The sequence below is a fragment of the Bacillus sp. AF23 genome (assembly GCF_020861455.1).
Classification (GTDB): Bacteria; Bacillota; Bacilli; order Bacillales; family Bacillaceae; genus Bacillus; species Bacillus halotolerans.
This window is the reverse complement of the sequence record NZ_JAJHVY010000017.1, coordinates 306,727-320,839: the sequence shown is the minus strand read 5'-3', so window position 1 is coordinate 320,839 and position 14,113 is coordinate 306,727. Positions and strand designations below refer to the sequence as shown.

The 14,113-nt window shown below is 45.7% G+C and carries 18 protein-coding genes, 1 pseudogene and 1 riboswitch; of the genes and pseudogenes, 10 read left to right on the top strand and 9 right to left on the bottom strand.

The window, feature by feature from the left end:
* Window positions 1-40 precede the first annotated feature (40 nt).
* Both LNN34_RS10605 and LNN34_RS10600 read right to left on the bottom strand, forming a co-directional pair.
* Window positions 41-1,879 carry a bifunctional homocysteine S-methyltransferase/methylenetetrahydrofolate reductase gene (locus LNN34_RS10605; protein ID WP_059293062.1) on the bottom strand — a complete coding sequence of 613 codons (1,839 nt, stop codon included), beginning with the start codon at window positions 1,877-1,879 and terminating at the stop codon, window positions 41-43.
* Window positions 1,880-1,969: 90 nt separating this feature from the next.
* Window positions 1,970-2,087, bottom strand: a riboswitch (SAM riboswitch).
* 107 nt (window positions 2,088-2,194) lie between these two features.
* Window positions 2,195-2,686 carry a YajQ family cyclic di-GMP-binding protein gene (locus LNN34_RS10600; protein WP_044156433.1) on the bottom strand — a complete coding sequence of 164 codons (492 nt, stop codon included), beginning with the start codon at window positions 2,684-2,686 and terminating at the stop codon, window positions 2,195-2,197.
* Window positions 2,687-2,784: 98 nt separating this feature from the next.
* On the opposite strand from LNN34_RS10600, the pseudogene LNN34_RS10595 reads away from it, so the two are divergent.
* Window positions 2,785-3,683 (top strand): annotated as a pseudogene (locus tag LNN34_RS10595) (S1 RNA-binding domain-containing protein).
* A 53-nt stretch (window positions 3,684-3,736) separates the two neighbouring features.
* On the opposite strand, the gene LNN34_RS10590 reads toward LNN34_RS10595, so the two are convergent.
* Genes LNN34_RS10590 through LNN34_RS10580 form a run of 3 tightly spaced genes read right to left on the bottom strand, consistent with a single transcriptional unit; the run spans window position 3,737 to window position 5,774 of the window.
* The gene (locus tag LNN34_RS10590) at window positions 3,737-4,321 is read right to left on the bottom strand and encodes a sporulation delaying protein family toxin (protein ID WP_024120881.1); all 585 of its coding nucleotides are present in this window, start codon (window positions 4,319-4,321) and stop codon (window positions 3,737-3,739) included.
* On the bottom strand, window positions 4,318-5,253 hold the full coding sequence (locus LNN34_RS10585) for a sporulation-delaying protein SdpB family protein (RefSeq protein ID WP_024120882.1): 936 nt from the start codon (window positions 5,251-5,253) through the stop codon (window positions 4,318-4,320). Before LNN34_RS10585 ends, LNN34_RS10590 begins: the two co-directional genes overlap by 4 nt.
* Entirely contained in the window at window positions 5,238-5,774 is a 537-nt protein-coding gene (locus LNN34_RS10580) for an SdpA family antimicrobial peptide system protein (RefSeq protein ID WP_024120883.1), read from the bottom strand. Before LNN34_RS10580 ends, LNN34_RS10585 begins: the two co-directional genes overlap by 16 nt.
* A 181-nt stretch (window positions 5,775-5,955) precedes the next feature.
* On the opposite strand from LNN34_RS10580, the gene LNN34_RS10575 reads away from it, so the two are divergent.
* The 4 genes from LNN34_RS10575 to LNN34_RS10560 all read left to right on the top strand — a co-directional run bounded on the left by LNN34_RS10575 (window position 5,956) and on the right by LNN34_RS10560 (window position 8,959).
* The gene (locus tag LNN34_RS10575) at window positions 5,956-6,303 is read left to right on the top strand and encodes a PadR family transcriptional regulator (protein ID WP_010333707.1); all 348 of its coding nucleotides are present in this window, start codon (window positions 5,956-5,958) and stop codon (window positions 6,301-6,303) included.
* On the top strand, window positions 6,300-6,887 hold the full coding sequence (locus LNN34_RS10570) for an HAAS signaling domain-containing protein (RefSeq protein WP_101863844.1): 588 nt from the start codon (window positions 6,300-6,302) through the stop codon (window positions 6,885-6,887). Before LNN34_RS10575 ends, LNN34_RS10570 begins: the two co-directional genes overlap by 4 nt.
* A 19-nt stretch (window positions 6,888-6,906) precedes the next feature.
* Window positions 6,907-7,200 carry a DUF3784 domain-containing protein gene (locus LNN34_RS10565; RefSeq protein WP_024120885.1) on the top strand — a complete coding sequence of 98 codons (294 nt, stop codon included), beginning with the start codon at window positions 6,907-6,909 and terminating at the stop codon, window positions 7,198-7,200.
* Window positions 7,201-7,336: 136 nt separating this feature from the next.
* Window positions 7,337-8,959 (top strand): M4 family metallopeptidase, encoded by a 1,623-nt coding sequence (locus LNN34_RS10560; RefSeq protein ID WP_229043308.1) that lies wholly within the window; start codon window positions 7,337-7,339, stop codon window positions 8,957-8,959.
* Between the two features lie 42 nt (window positions 8,960-9,001).
* Here LNN34_RS10560 and LNN34_RS10555 read toward each other — a convergent pair whose 3' ends face one another.
* The gene (locus tag LNN34_RS10555; protein WP_059336296.1) at window positions 9,002-9,856 is read right to left on the bottom strand and encodes a DegV family protein; all 855 of its coding nucleotides are present in this window, start codon (window positions 9,854-9,856) and stop codon (window positions 9,002-9,004) included.
* Between the two features lie 138 nt (window positions 9,857-9,994).
* Between LNN34_RS10555 and LNN34_RS10550 the strand changes: the two genes are divergently transcribed.
* Both LNN34_RS10550 and LNN34_RS10545 read left to right on the top strand, forming a co-directional pair.
* Window positions 9,995-10,837 carry a YitT family protein gene (locus tag LNN34_RS10550; protein WP_024120888.1) on the top strand — a complete coding sequence of 281 codons (843 nt, stop codon included), beginning with the start codon at window positions 9,995-9,997 and terminating at the stop codon, window positions 10,835-10,837.
* A gap of 18 nt (window positions 10,838-10,855) precedes the next feature.
* Entirely contained in the window at window positions 10,856-11,311 is a 456-nt protein-coding gene (locus LNN34_RS10545; RefSeq protein WP_059293057.1) for a BsuPI-related putative proteinase inhibitor, read from the top strand.
* A 30-nt stretch (window positions 11,312-11,341) separates the two neighbouring features.
* Here LNN34_RS10545 and LNN34_RS10540 read toward each other — a convergent pair whose 3' ends face one another.
* From LNN34_RS10540 to LNN34_RS10530, 3 genes are all read right to left on the bottom strand, one after another.
* Window positions 11,342-11,539, bottom strand: a complete 198-nt coding sequence (locus LNN34_RS10540; RefSeq protein ID WP_003224518.1) for a DUF3813 domain-containing protein — start codon at window positions 11,537-11,539, stop codon at window positions 11,342-11,344.
* A complete protein-coding gene (locus LNN34_RS10535; protein WP_044156421.1) occupies window positions 11,540-11,692 on the bottom strand; it encodes a hypothetical protein in 153 nt (50 codons plus the stop codon).
* A gap of 104 nt (window positions 11,693-11,796) precedes the next feature.
* Entirely contained in the window at window positions 11,797-12,609 is an 813-nt protein-coding gene (locus LNN34_RS10530) for a Cof-type HAD-IIB family hydrolase (RefSeq protein WP_044156420.1), read from the bottom strand.
* Window positions 12,610-12,728: 119 nt separating this feature from the next.
* Here LNN34_RS10530 and LNN34_RS10525 point away from each other — a divergent pair, with 119 nt between their 5' ends.
* From LNN34_RS10525 to LNN34_RS10515, 3 genes are all read left to right on the top strand, one after another.
* Entirely contained in the window at window positions 12,729-13,496 is a 768-nt protein-coding gene (locus LNN34_RS10525) for a prolyl oligopeptidase family serine peptidase (RefSeq protein ID WP_059336294.1), read from the top strand.
* 63 nt (window positions 13,497-13,559) lie between these two features.
* Entirely contained in the window at window positions 13,560-13,868 is a 309-nt protein-coding gene (locus LNN34_RS10520) for a metal-sulfur cluster assembly factor (RefSeq protein WP_003224525.1), read from the top strand.
* A 63-nt stretch (window positions 13,869-13,931) separates the two neighbouring features.
* Entirely contained in the window at window positions 13,932-14,099 is a 168-nt protein-coding gene (locus LNN34_RS10515) for a YqaE/Pmp3 family membrane protein (protein WP_229043305.1), read from the top strand.
* Window positions 14,100-14,113: the final 14 nt, after the last annotated feature.

Sequence of the window (14,113 nt, the reverse complement as noted above, 5' to 3'; positions counted from 1 at the left end):
AAGACTGCCCAATTGGTTCGGACAGTCTTAGTAAGGGATGTTAATGCAAATAAATATTCTGACGCTGTTCATCTTTTTGCTTAATGTAAGAAGTAAGCTCTGAGGTCAAGTCGGATCTGAGAAAAGGCGTGATTAAATAGATGCCGTTAAACAGCTCGCAGGCAGTATCCAGAAGGGAGCGTGCAATCGCAAGGCCTTCCGCCTTTTGTTTCTCTTTATCTTCGCCGGCGCGCGCCATTTTTTCGCGGATGGAATCGGACAGCTTGATGCCGGGAATTTCGTTATGGATAAACTCAGCGTTCCGGCTGCTTGTCAGCGGCATAACGCCGATATAAATCGGAGTCTTCAAATGCTTTGTTTCATTATGAATATCGACAAGCTGCTGCTCCGAATAGACGGGCTGTGAGATAAAATAATCGGCGCCGCAGTCGATTTTTTTCTCCAGCCGTTTTACAGCTTTATCGAGATGGCGGACGTTTGGATTAAAAGCAGCGGCCACTGAGAAATTGGTTTTCTTTCCGAGCGGTTTTCCGGACAGAGACAGCCCTTCATTGAACTGTTTAATCAGCCTGATTAAATCAAAGGACGTTAAGTCATAGACAGACGTTGCACCCGGGAAATCACCGATTTTAGAAGGATCGCCGGTAATCGCCAGCACATCATGCAGCCCTAATGTGTCGAGTCCCATTAAATGTGACTGGAGGCCGATAATGTTTCGGTCCCGGCATGTAAGATGGACAAGAGACCGCATATCGAGCTGCTGCTTAACAAGGGCGCCGCAGGCAACATTGCTGATCCGCGGGGTTGCCAGGGAGTTATCGGCGAGCGTCAGGGCGTCGATTCCCGCTTCTTTTAATTCAGCAGCGGCGGACAGAAATTTGTCAAAGCTCAATTTCTTCGGCGGGTCCAGCTCAACAATAATTGAGCGCTTTTCCGCAGCGAGTTCATTTAATCCCGGCTCTGTCCGTTCGTGCTGAACAGTCACCAATTCCTTTGCCCGAACCTTTACATGCTTTTCCGTAACGGGGGCGAGTCCGCCCACAGCCTCTGCCATCGCCCGGATGTGGTTTGGCGTGGTGCCGCAGCAGCCGCCGATAATCCGCGCGCCTTGCTTGCGGAACTCAGCCGCGCTGTTTTGAAAATACGTGTCGTCAGTTTCATATACAAGCCGGCCTTCTTCGAGAGAGGGGAGGCTGCTGTTCGGGTAGACAGATAAAAACACGTCATCAAAAATCGGCACTTCACTGAGCGCTTCAATCATGTGGTAAGGGCCGAGCCGGCAGTTAATGCCGACGATATCGGCACCGAGATCCGCAACCGAGCGCAGCGCATCAGAAAGCGGCGTTCCATCCTGAAGTACGCCTTGCTCATGCATGGATACATTCAGCATAATCGGGAGATTGGTTTCTTTCCGGGCGATTTTCAGCACTTCACGGGCTTCTTCCAAATCATAATACGTTTCTAACAGCAAACCGTCCGGCTCTTCATGCAGCAGTAAGTACAGCTGTTCGCGAAAGCTTCGTTTGATTTCGTCAAGGCTGTACGCATTTTTGTTAAACGTGCGGATGCCGCCCATCGTCCCGAGCACATACGCATCGCCGGCGGAAGCCCGCGCGATTTTTACTGCCTCCTGATTCATTTTTTTAATGTCATCTTCAAGGCCGTGTCTTGATAATTTAATATAGTTCGCTCCGTACGTGTTGGTTTGAATGATGTTTGCTCCCGCTTCGACATAGGCTTTATGTATACGCTGAATTTCCTCAGGTTTTGAAAGATTAAGCTCCTCAAAGCACCTGTCTATTCCGAAGGAGTAAAGCAGCGTGCCCATTGCGCCGTCACCGATTAACACCTGTTTCTTCAAATCTTCTAAAAGTCCCATTGTCTGCCTCCTTTATTCGCATTCAGCAAGGAAAAAAGAGAAATAAAAAAAGTCCTCTTAAGAAGAAGACTTTGTCAGTGATATTGTCTCTTCTTATCTTCCAAGCTGTTCGAGCTTGCTGGATTTAGCACCTTGGTCATGGCAATGCGCCATTACACCGGTTGCTGAAGCTTCGTCGGGCCAGTCCCTCTGCTTCTCTTGATAAGAACGGATATGAAATTTTACATGTTCAGGAGCTGCCAAAAGATGCCTGGCATTTTCCCTTTCTCCAAATTTACCGAAAATAAAGACAATAATCAATAGGAATCAGAAAATTTATCTGAAATTTATAAATTGAACGTCAATTGGCAGATCAGCACCTCGAACGGCTGCGATAACCTGCTGAAGATCATCCTTGTTTTTTCCGGTGACACGCACTTGATCATCCTGCACTTGAGACTTTACTTTCAGTCCGGAGTTTTTGATGATGGTATTGATTTTTTTGGCGTTGTCTTTGTCAATCCCTTGAACAAGCTTTGCGCGCTGGCGTACGGTGCCGCCGGACGCGTTCTCAATTTTGGCGTAATCAATGTTTTTTGTCGGCACGCTGCGCTTAATCAATTTGCTGACAAGCACATCCTTGAGCTGGCTTAATTTGAATTCGTCATCGGAAACAAGAACAAGCTCTTCTTTATCTAATGAAATGTCACTTTTGCTCCCTTTGAAGTCATAGCGTGTGCTGATTTCCTTCAGTGCGATTTGAATCGCGTTTTGCACTTCAGGGAGTTCCACCTTGGATACAATATCAAATGAACTTTCTTTTGCCATATGAAAACCTCCATAACATTTAACTTATGTGTTGATTATAGTAGAATAAAGAGAAACTTCCAACAGAACAAAGAATCAATTTGTGATGATTGGAAAAAATGTTAACAAGATCCGCAGTGAAATAAGCGGGAAGAGGAAGGACGATAGCATGAGACCAGGGCAGCAATTAACCTTGAGTATAGATCACGAAACGGACTTCGGTTACTTTTTAACCGATGGAGAAGATACGATTCTCTTACATAACAGTGAAGTGACAGAGGATATAGAAGATAGAGATGAGGTAGAGGTCTTTATATACGTTGACCAGCAGGAACGGCTTGCAGCAACGATGAAAATTCCGGTCATCAGCGCTGATGAGTACGGCTGGGTAGAAGTGGTGGACACGGTAGAGGATATGGGCGTATTCGTCGATGTCGGCCTTTCGAAAGACGCGCTTGTCGCAACAGAGCATCTGCCGCCGTATGAAGATGTCTGGCCGCAAAAAGGGGATAAGCTCTACTGTATGCTGAAGGTGACAAATCGGGGGCGCATGTTTGCCAAACCCGCACCGGAGGACATCATCAGCGAGCTGTTTACGGACGCTTCAGACGATCTGATGAATAAAGAGCTGACCGGAACGGTGTACAGGCTGATCGCTTCAGGATCGTTCATCATTACGGATGACGGAATCCGCGGTTTTATTCATTCATCAGAAAGAAAAGAAGAGCCTAGACTCGGCTCAAGAGTGACAGGACGTGTGATTCAAGTGAAGGAAGACGGCTCAGTGAATATGTCGCTTCTTCCGAGAAAGCAAGATGCGCTGTCTGTTGATGCCGAGTATATTCTAACGTATTTAAGAACGAGAAACGGCGCCATGCCGTACAGCGACAAAAGCCAGCCTGATGATATCAAAGAACGTTTTAACATGAGCAAGGCTGCCTTTAAACGGGCGCTTGGCCACTTAATGAAAAACGGAAAAGTGTATCAGGAAGACGGCTGGACATACGAGAAAAAATAGTGCATGAAAAAGGCTCGCCTGCAGCAGAACTGCGGAGCGAGCCTTTTTTAATTCTAATTTAATTCATCAACCAGCGTTCTGATTGCCATTTCGCGATCCACATTGTCTGAAATCGCGATCGGCGTAATATCAATGGCAAGAATGACAAGAATCAGCGCACCGGCTGCGGCAACATAAGAAACATAATAGAAATAGTTAGCGGTATCGACCGTGTTGACGAGCTCGGCTTGAACTCTGGACGTATCATCCTTGGAAGCGGCGATGTCCTTTGCAGCTTCTACTTTTTCTTCAACGATTTGACCTGCTTTTTTCAGCAGTTCATCCACCTTCATTGCATCTTTGCTGTAAACAGCTTTCTTCAGATTGTCAAAAAAGTCAGCATCCTCTTTTTTGATATCAGCAACAACCTGATTGGCAAAAGCCTTTGCCTGTTTTGTGTTGAGCTTGTCAGTCATGGCTTTATTAAATACCTCTGGAAGCTTTTTGCCCACTTCACCCTGAGCAAACACAAACCCTTTAAAAATCTCTTCACCTGAATACTCAAGCTGCTTCGCCTGTGCTACACTTTCCTGCTGCTTTACCAAAAACACTGTTGTCACCAATACAACCGACAAAAATACAAGAAACGCCTTCTTCAAACTGAAACCTCTCCCTTCTTTTCTTTTTTATTCCACTTCAGTCTGCGTATATATGTAAATTGAAACGTGGAATCAATTGGAGTGAGATACAATATCAAAATGCCGGCCATGATGAGTGAAAAGCTGATTAAACCCAGCATAACCGCGAATATCTCATGCATAAAAACAGCGATAATTAAAATCAATCTCCAATGCTTCTTCGGCGCGAACAGTGCCGCAAAGATGACAATCTGAACGAGAAGCGTCCCCCATGTCGGAATCACCACAAACGGACTTGATACAAACGGCTTCGTTAAAGCCTGGAAAAAGCCGTTGAAGCCGATGGTTTTTTCCTGGGCGAAATAATAGACGGCCGTTCCGTCCACCCATTCCTGCTGAGACAGCTTAGCGACAGTAGAGTGGAAGTAAAGTACCGCTACTTGAAGCCTGATGACAAAATAAGAAATAAAAGCTGTGATTTTACCAATTGTTCTTTGGCCCTCTGGATCATCAGGTCTTCCGCTCCAATGCCATTTTCTCGGGTCAGTCAGCGTGATAGGAATCAGCAAAAATGTGATAACCGCGGCTGCCTGCTCGCCTCCGTCGATGACAATTAACGACGACTGCAGGCTGTAACTGACATACCAATGGAGAATCCCGGTGATTCTGGGGCGCCACCCGATCACAACAAGCACCAGAATGGCAATACAGACCCACCTGAACAGATTTAACATCATATAGTTATTTTCGCCGAGGCAAAAGAGACTGAGATTCATTTTACAAGCAGGGTAACTGCTGATTCCGCTGGCTGGCTTCATAATGAGGCTCGGATGATTGACAAGCAGCGTCAGCAGGCTGGATAAAGCAATAATGCTTCGCGCGAGTCCGTATACATTTGTCCACGGATTTTTTTTGTCCCATCCGGTGATGGTCTGTTTTATGTTTTCGAGCATGAGATCACAACCTTGACTATGCTTTTTACCTGATAAGACGAAGCGGTGTATTTAGAATAGCTCCAAGGAACGATGTCCTCTTTCGTCAAATAATAGCTGCCGCAAAGCAGCGGGCGGGGCGCCGGTGTTTGCAGCTGAACGGTTTTGGCTTTGCTTTTGCAGGCACTCAGGTCCGTTTCTTTACATTCTGTCCACTGTTCCTTGCCGACTTGGCTGTAGATAACGCCCATTTCTACGCCCTGCGATCGCCCATAACGATACAGGCCGAATAGGTTATCAGCCCTCATATTAGGCCATCTGACCTTGGCGCTGGCATCTCCATCTTCATATAAGCCGATGGCGGTATCGCGGGGGTTTTTGCTGAAAAAGCCCCAGCCTTGAGGAATGACGCTGGACATGAGAAATTTGGAGTCCTTTGTCAGCGGAATCGGGGTTGTCCCTAAGCTGCCAATGATTGAAAACAGAAATAAAGACCCCCAGAGAACTGAAAAAATGATAAAAAATGATATCGATTTCTGCATTCGACTGCTCCTTTTTAAACTGAAGAAATTCATTTTTCTTACTTTTCATAATATAAAAACATTTCTGTAATAAAAAGGTTAAAAAGTATGAGAAATTCCATTTTTGTTAATGGGGAAAATAGGACATTTTTCATAGCTATATGTCATTGATATATAGTGATTTTTTCGATATATTTAAACCATGAAAACGAATCAAATTAACGACCGCTGGATTGTTCAATTTCGCAAAGGGATTTTCGAGCTGGCTATTTTATCCCTGCTGCGCTCAAAACCGATGTATGGTTATGAGCTGACATCGTCCTTAAAAACAACCCCTGCACTGGCTATTTCAGAGGGTGCGATTTATCCGATTTTGAAACGGATGACGGAGAAGGACTGGGTCGAATTTTTTTGGCAAGATTCTTTGGACGGCCCGAAAAGGAAGTACTATAAAATGACGCAAAAAGGAGAAGAGATGTTAAAAGAACGGCTGGAGAAGTACCTGGAAACCCATCAAGCTTTATTGTCTTTATCGGGGGATTTGCTATGAATGCACAGCACATCATTGACCGCTATACGGAGGAACTAAACGCTGAGCTGGCGAATATGCCTGAAGTAGAGAGAGAAAACACGATAGCCGAACTGAAGGGCCATTTAACCGCTTTTGTTCAAGACAGAATGAATGCCGGCCATAATGTAGAGGATCTGCGGGAAGCTGTCGAAAATGAGTTTTCTCATCCGAAAGAGCTTGCCGAAGCGATGATGGGTGAAGGGGAGGAACAGAAACGGAGGGGTTCTGTGTTAGGAAAAAGCGGACTTTCAGTTTTTCTTATTGCTGTAATCATACTCCTGCCGCTGCTGCCGCCCTCATACAGATATGCGCCATTGGCTCTTTACTTGGCGGTGCTCGCAGGCTATGTGTGGAAGCGGAAGAAGTTAATGATGTTTGCGGGTGTAAGAAAAAACAAAATGCGCTCTCAACAAGAGATTGTCACGATTTCTAGGGTCGGTGCGGGCTATCTGCTGTTTTTGGCTGTTCTGCTTCTTGTGCAGCCGCTCATCAATGCATTCGTCGTCCTTCTGCTGATTGTGGTTAGCTGTGCTGCTTTTTTTCTTTATTTAAACGTCAAGTAATGTTGTAGGAGGCTGTAATATGGAGATCAGCATCAATTATCTATTAATTGTCATTTCGCTTTTATTCTTTGTGGTAGCCTATTTTGTCGGGATCAAAAAACAGACGTGGATGCTGGCGGGGTTTAATGAGGCACGTATCCGGGATAAGGATCGGCTGGCCAGAATAGCAGGCTACTTTTTCTTGAATTCCGGTTTGTTCATTCTGCTGAACAGCTTTATCTCATTTCAAGGCCAGGAGCAGCTGATTCCGCCGCTTATTTTGGCATATGGCGCAGGGGTTATTATTTACGTGAATAAAAAACTGGTAGAATAGGAGCTGAAGGACGGAGCGAAACCTCTGTCCTTCTTTCTTTTTCCTGAAAATAGGAACGAAGCACCACATACAAGTTTCGGCTTTTTTGTTAGGATGAACGAAAAAGTAGATTCCAAAACAGGAAGGATGTGGTGTTTTGCGTACACTGTTCAAAACATCTCTGTTCATGGCCGGCTTATGCACGGCGGCTCAATGTGTTTTTGCATCAAATGCCTCAGCAGATCAAAGCATCAAATACGACCATACGTATCAAACCCCTTCATACATCATCGAAAAATCACAGCCATCATGGCAGCCAGCTCAAAACCTAACGCAGAAAGAAGCGCTATTTTCATATCTGGACAAGCAACAAACCCATTTTAAGCTCAAAGGAAACGCGAACAGCCATTTTCGCATTTCAAAAACAATTAAGGATTCAAAGACAAAACAAACATTTTTTAAATTAGAGGAAGTGTATAAAGGGATTCCTGTTTACGGTTTTGGACAGGCGGTCGCGATGAAGGAAAACAAACAAGTGAAAAGTTTCTTCGGGAAGGTGCACCCGCAAATAAATGACATATCTGTCACACCGTCTGTATCTAAGAAAAAAGCCATACATACAGCGCGCCGTGCGCTTGAGGCCTCCATTGGAAAAATCGAGTATGTTGACGGAGAACCGAAAGCCGAATTATATATTTATCCGCACGAAGGCGCATATGATCTTGCCTACCTTGTGAGACTTTCGACGTCTGAACCTGAACCTGGATATTGGCATTATTTCATCAATGCCAAAAGCGGAAAGGTCATTGATTCTTTCAATGCCATTCATGAAGCAGCCGGTACAGGGATCGGCGTATCAGGCGAAGAAAAAAGCTTTGAAGTAACTGAACAGAATGGGCGTTATTATTTGGCTGACGAAACAAGGGGAAAAGGGATAAATACTTTTGACGCAAAGAACCTGAACGAAACCTTGTTTACCCTTTTGTCTCAATTGATCGGGTATACAGGCAGTGAAGTGGTCAGCGGCACGTCCGTATTTCATGATCCCGCGGCTGTAGATGCCCATGCAAACGCACAAACCGTTTACGACTATTACAGCCGCACGTTCGGCCGCCATTCTTTTGATCAAAACGGAGCGAGAATTACGTCTACCGTACATGTGGGAACACAGTGGAACAATGCGGCGTGGAACGGTGTGCAGATGGTGTACGGGGATGGTGACGGCGCTAGGTTTAAGCCGCTGTCCGGATCGCTCGACATTGTGGCGCATGAAATGACACACGCGGTCACCCAGTATTCCGCCGGCCTTTTATATCAGGGAGAACCCGGCGCGCTAAACGAATCCATTTCTGACATTATGGCGGCGATGACAGACCGGGATGACTGGGAAATCGGCGAGGATGTATATACGCCGGAAGTACGCGGGGATGCTTTACGTTCGTTAGAGGACCCTTCCAAGCAGGGGAATCCGGATCATTATTCAAACCGGTATACGGGCACAGAGGATTACGGCGGGGTGCACATCAATTCGTCGATCCACAATAAAGCGGCATATCTTCTCGCAGAAGGCGGCGTGCACCATGATGTGCGGGTTGAGGGGATCGGGCGTGAAGCTTGTGAGCAAATTTATTACCGGGCTTTGACATATTATGTAACGCCTTCTTCAGACTTCAGCATGATGAAGCAAGCGGCTATCGAAGCCGCCAATGATTTATACGGTGAAGACTCGAAGCAATCAGCTTCTGTCGAAAAGGCATATGACGCAGTCGGAATTCAATAAAAATGAAAAAACAGCCAGGGCTTTTTTAGCCTGGCTGTTTTTTTATGATCTACCCAGAAAAAATATGGCCAGTGTGCCCGGCCCGGAATGGGATCCGACAGCAGAGCCGATGGAGTGCATGATGATGTCTTTCGGCTTGAACGCGTCTTCGATCAAGTGTTTCATTTCATTGGCTGTTCCTTCGTTAGCGGCATAGCTGATTCCGACGGTTTGGTCGCTCCAATTGTCTCCTCGCTCTTTCATTAATTCAATAATCCGTTTGAACAGCTTTTTCTGTCCGCGGATTTTTTCAAGAGGCACAAGCTTGCCGTCCTCCATATGAAGAAGCGGTTTAATATTGAGCAGACCGCCGACAAAAGCGGACGTTTTTGAAATTCGGCCGCCCCGGGCGAGGTACGTTAAATCATCGACTGTAAAAATGTGCTCAAGCTGTGCGCAAAAGCTCTTTACAGACGTTTCAATTTCTTGTATTGTATTTCCGTTGATACAGAGTTCGCGTGCATGCCGGACGGCCAGACCGCAGCCTAATGAAGCGCATTTGGAATCAATCACCCGCAAATCAAAATCGGGGAATTCTTCCTTCACTTCATTGGCGATCATGACGGCTGTCTGATAGGTGCCGGAGAGTCCTGAGGAAAAAGCGATGTAAAGTGCGGGCTCTCCTGTTTCGGCATATTGCAAAAATACATTTTTAATGGTTTGCGGTGAGGCTTGGGACGTCTTTGGCGCTTCCCCATTTTGCATCGCTTCAAATATTTGTTCCGCATGAATCGTGACTGCATCTTCATATTCTTTGTCGCCGAGAGAAACCCTAAGCGGGATAAAGCCAATGCCGTTTTCCTCAAAATAAGAACGAGGCAGATCAGCAGCGCTGTCAGCGATGAGATGAACTGTCATTTTGCTTCCCTTCTTTCCGTTTATCGCTCGTCATCATATGATTTAAGCCAACTATATCATATTAATTTGTCAAAATCGTGTTCAAATATTTGTTTTAAGGGAAAACATAATAAAGAAGAATGAGCGGAGGAACATGCCATGGTACTAGATCAAACAAAAAAATTACTCATCGTCATCATCGGGGCTTTACTTAATGCGGCCGGGCTGAACTTATTTCTGATTCCGGCAGATGTATATGCCAGCGGATTCACAGGTGTCGCCCAGCTTTTATCAAGCGTCGTTGACCAATATGCCCCTTTTTACATATCGACGGGAACGCTCTTGTTCCTCTTAAATATTCCGGTCGGTATTTTAGGGTGGCTGAAGGTCGGCAGATCGTTTACGGTGTACAGCATTTTGAGTGTCGCACTGACCACATTGTTTATGGGAATCCTGCCGGAAATGAGACTGTCTCATGACATTCTGCTGAACGCGGTATTCGGCGGTGTGATTTCCGCGGTCGGAATCGGTTTAACATTAAAGTACGGCGCTTCGACAGGCGGCCTTGATATCGTCGCTATGGTGCTGGCCAAGTGGAAGGATAAACCCGTCGGCACGTATTTCTTTATTCTGAACGGGATTATCATTCTGACGGCAGGATTATTGCAAGGTTGGGAGAAAGCTTTATATACCCTTGTTACTTTGTATGTGACAACGAGGGTGATCGACGCGATTCATACGCGGCACATGAAGCTGACAGCAATGATTGTGACGAAAAAAGCGGACGAAATCAAAGAAGCCATTTATGGAAAAATGGTGCGGGGCATAACGACTGTCCCAGCCAAAGGAGCTTTTACAAACGAGCAGAAAGAAATGATGATTATCGTCATCACGAGGTATGAATTGTACGATTTAGAAAAAATCGTAAAAGAAGTGGACCCGAAAGCATTTACGAACATTGTCCAAACGACCGGGATTTTTGGTTTCTTTAGAAAAGACTGACGAAAGCAGGTGGAAGTCGTGAAACGGCTGCTTGTGATGCTCTTGCCTGTGGTGCTATTAATAGGCTGCGGGAAAAATGAGCAGACAGAACCCGATAAGGAGGTATCAGGCGGAATGGAGAATCAAGAGGTTGTTTTATCTGTTGAAGCAATTCAGGAGCCTGAACAAATCAAGTTTAACATGTCACTGAAGAACCAAAGCGAACGCAGTGTGGAGTTTCAATTCAGCACGGGACAAAAATTTGAACTTGTCGTGTATGATTCTGAGCACAAAGAAAGATACCGTTATTCGAAAGACAAAATGTTTACACAGGCTTTTCAAAACCTGACGCTTGAATCGGGAGAAACATATGATTTCTCTGATGAATGGAAGGAAGTACCGGAGCCGGGGACATATGAGGTGAAGGTGACGTTTAAGGGCAGAGCGGAGAATCTTAAGCAGGTCCAGGCTGTACAGCAGTTTGAGGTCAAATAATAGGCTATGGCGAATCGCCATAGCCCTTTTTTATTGCAATTTATCCAGTTGATCTTGAAATTGATGAAGCTGTTGACGTTCCGCATCTGTCGAATTGGCATACGCAGAAGACACAGCATTTTTGGCCCTCAGAATCGCTTGCTCCTGATCGCCTTCCTCAAAGCCGTTTGTCACCATGACTGCCTGTTGAACAAATGATTTCGCCTGCTGAAACAGTTCGTTTCTCATTTAATATTCAACCTGTCTTTCGGCTGAATCTCGTGCCGCGGCATGCTGGTGAGCTTCTTCTAATGTAGACCGATATGGAAATCTTGCGGCGTGTAGCCCGATGGAGTCTTTACCCTGCTGAATAAACCTTTTGGATTTGCTTCGTTTACCCATTGTGAGACTGCCCCCTTCCATACTTTGACGAGATGAGTCGTCTCCCATAGTATGCTAAGGCGGGTAAAGGTTTATAAGTGGGAAAAATTAAAACACTCCGCTCTTTAGATTGAGAAATATTCTTTCAAAAATTGGGCGACCCCATCTTCTTCATTGGAACCCGTCGTTTTGTCAGCGATCTGCTTGACTGCGTCAATTCCATTTCCCATGGCGACGCCGCATCCTGCAAATTCAAGCATTTCCAAGTCGTTATCTTCATCGCCAAAAGCGATGATCCGTTCTCGCGGCACGCCGTAGTAATCGCTGATTTTCTGCAAGCCAATCGCTTTGTTCATGCCGCTTTTAATAATCTCAATCACATGCCACGGGGCTGCCCATCTCCTGTGATCGATCACCTCGGCGTGCACATCTGTTAGATAAGCGCGTATCTCTGGCACATCTTCCTCTTTCGCATGGATGAGCACAGAGGTGACATCCTCACCGAGATTTTTACGCAAATCGCCGACGGTGACATTTGTTGTGTTCATGTTAAAGGCATCAATCAGATGCTCATCATGATAATGGAAGTACACATCATCGATGACTTCAGCAAGTATATTATGTACGTTGTAGGTCTCGCTGATATCCACAAGCTGTTTCACAACTTGAAGCGGCAGTGAGGTATGATACCGTCCCCAGCTGTCATCTTGCGGATGGTGGACAAACGCTCCATTGAAATTGACGATCGGCGTTGTCAGATTCATTTGCTCATAGTATATGGAACTTGAACGGTACGGCCGGCCGGTGGAGATGCAAACGTAATGTCCGTCATTTTTTAGGCGCTGTATCGTTTGAAGGGTATTTTCTGATATTGTTTTATCGTCCTTTAATAATGTTCCATCTAAATCTAATGCGATTACATAGGGTTTTGTCTCCATGAAAAGCTCCTTTAACCTTAGATTTTGCGTGAGTTGCCTTAATTACAGTGTAGCTTTTTACCATCTTTATTGTCTACATGTTACACTTATGATTATGGTTATCCTAAGGAGGGGACATTGTGATTCAAATTGAAAATCAAACCGTTTCCGGCATTCCGTTTTTACATATTGTAAAAGAAGAGAACAGGCACCGTGCCGTTCCTCTTGTTTTCTTTATACATGGCTTTACAAGCGCAAAGGAACACAACCTTCATATTGCTTATCTGCTTGCGGAGAAGGGCTTTAGAGCCGTTCTGCCGGAGGCGCTGCACCATGGTGAACGGGGAGAGCAAATGGCTGTTGAAAAGCTGGCCGGCCATTTTTGGGACATCGTGCTAAACGAGATTGAAGAGCTTGAAGTACTCAAGAGCCATTTTGAGAAGGAAGGCCTGATAGACGGCGGCCGTATCGGGCTTGCGGGTACATCAATGGGCGGCATTACAACGCTTGGCGCCTTAACGGTTTATGATTGGGTACAAGCCGGCGTCAGCCTGATGGGAAGCCCGAATTATGTCGAGCTGTTTCAGCAGCAGATCGATCACATCAAATCTCAGGGCATCGATATCGATGTGCCGGAGGAAAGGGTGCGGGAGCTCATGGAGCGCCTTAAAGTGCTGGATCTCAGCCTTCAGCCGGAGAAACTTCGCCAGCGCCCGCTTTTATTTTGGCATGGCGTTAAAGATCAAGTCGTGCCTTACGCGCCGACCCGGAAATTTTATGACACGATTAAATCTTATTACAGCGAGCAGCCGGAACATCTCCAGTTCATTGCGGATGAACGAGCCGATCACAAAGTGCCGCGGGACGCTGTGTTAAAAACCGTTGAATGGTTTGAAACACATTTATAAAGCACAAAGGTGTAAACATAGGCCGGATTTACGTTATACTGTAGAAAAAAGGAGTGAGGGAACGTGGAAGAAGCATTAAAAGAAAACATTATGGGCGCCCTGGAACAGGTTGTCGACCCTGAGCTTGGCGTTGATATCGTAAACCTCGGGTTAGTATACGATGTTGATATGGATGAAGACGGCTTAACGCACGTCACAATGACACTGACGTCAATGGGATGCCCTTTAGCGCCGATTATTGTTGATGAAGTGAAAAAAGCGCTTGCGGACATTCCGGAAGTGAAAGAGACGGAAGTTCACATTGTGTGGAATCCGCCGTGGACTCGGGACAAAATGTCAAGATATGCAAAAATCGCGCTTGGCATACAATAAAACAAAAGAGGACAGCCTTACTGTGAGGCTGTCCTTTTTACAGCTGAAAAGGAGTGAAGCAAAATGATGTATCTGCTTGCCGTTCTATGCCCGCCGCTTGCTGTTTTGTTTACGGGAAAGCCGTTTCAGGCCCTGCTCAATCTCATATTGACATGCATCTTTTGGCTGCCGGGCGCCATTCACGCTTGTTTTATCGTGGCTGACCGCCGCGCTGAAAAACGGGCAAGATGATAATCTGGAAAAAA

What these genes read in the sequence shown, in the direction of transcription:
- LNN34_RS10540 (WP_003224518.1), bottom strand. Translation starts at nt 11,539, where the DNA reads ATGAGAAACGAACTGTTTCAGCAGGCGAAATCATTTGTTCAACAGGCA.
- LNN34_RS10555 (WP_059336296.1), bottom strand. Translation starts at nt 9,856, where the DNA reads ATGACAGTTCATCTCATCGCTGACAGCGCTGCTGATCTGCCTCGTTCT.
- LNN34_RS10535 (WP_044156421.1), bottom strand. Translation starts at nt 11,692, where the DNA reads ATGGGTAAACGAAGCAAATCCAAAAGGTTTATTCAGCAGGGTAAAGAC.
- LNN34_RS10570 (WP_101863844.1), top strand. Translation starts at nt 6,300, where the DNA reads ATGAATGCACAGCACATCATTGACCGCTATACGGAGGAACTAAACGCT.
- LNN34_RS10565 (WP_024120885.1), top strand. Translation starts at nt 6,907, where the DNA reads ATGGAGATCAGCATCAATTATCTATTAATTGTCATTTCGCTTTTATTC.
- LNN34_RS10550 (WP_024120888.1), top strand. Translation starts at nt 9,995, where the DNA reads ATGGTACTAGATCAAACAAAAAAATTACTCATCGTCATCATCGGGGCT.
- LNN34_RS10530 (WP_044156420.1), bottom strand. Translation starts at nt 12,609, where the DNA reads ATGGAGACAAAACCCTATGTAATCGCATTAGATTTAGATGGAACATTA.
- LNN34_RS10575 (WP_010333707.1), top strand. Translation starts at nt 5,956, where the DNA reads ATGAAAACGAATCAAATTAACGACCGCTGGATTGTTCAATTTCGCAAA.
- LNN34_RS10605 (WP_059293062.1), bottom strand. Translation starts at nt 1,879, where the DNA reads ATGGGACTTTTAGAAGATTTGAAGAAACAGGTGTTAATCGGTGACGGC.
- LNN34_RS10580 (WP_024120883.1), bottom strand. Translation starts at nt 5,774, where the DNA reads ATGCAGAAATCGATATCATTTTTTATCATTTTTTCAGTTCTCTGGGGG.
- LNN34_RS10515 (WP_229043305.1), top strand. Translation starts at nt 13,932, where the DNA reads ATGATGTATCTGCTTGCCGTTCTATGCCCGCCGCTTGCTGTTTTGTTT.
- LNN34_RS10600 (WP_044156433.1), bottom strand. Translation starts at nt 2,686, where the DNA reads ATGGCAAAAGAAAGTTCATTTGATATTGTATCCAAGGTGGAACTCCCT.
- LNN34_RS10585 (WP_024120882.1), bottom strand. Translation starts at nt 5,253, where the DNA reads ATGCTCGAAAACATAAAACAGACCATCACCGGATGGGACAAAAAAAAT.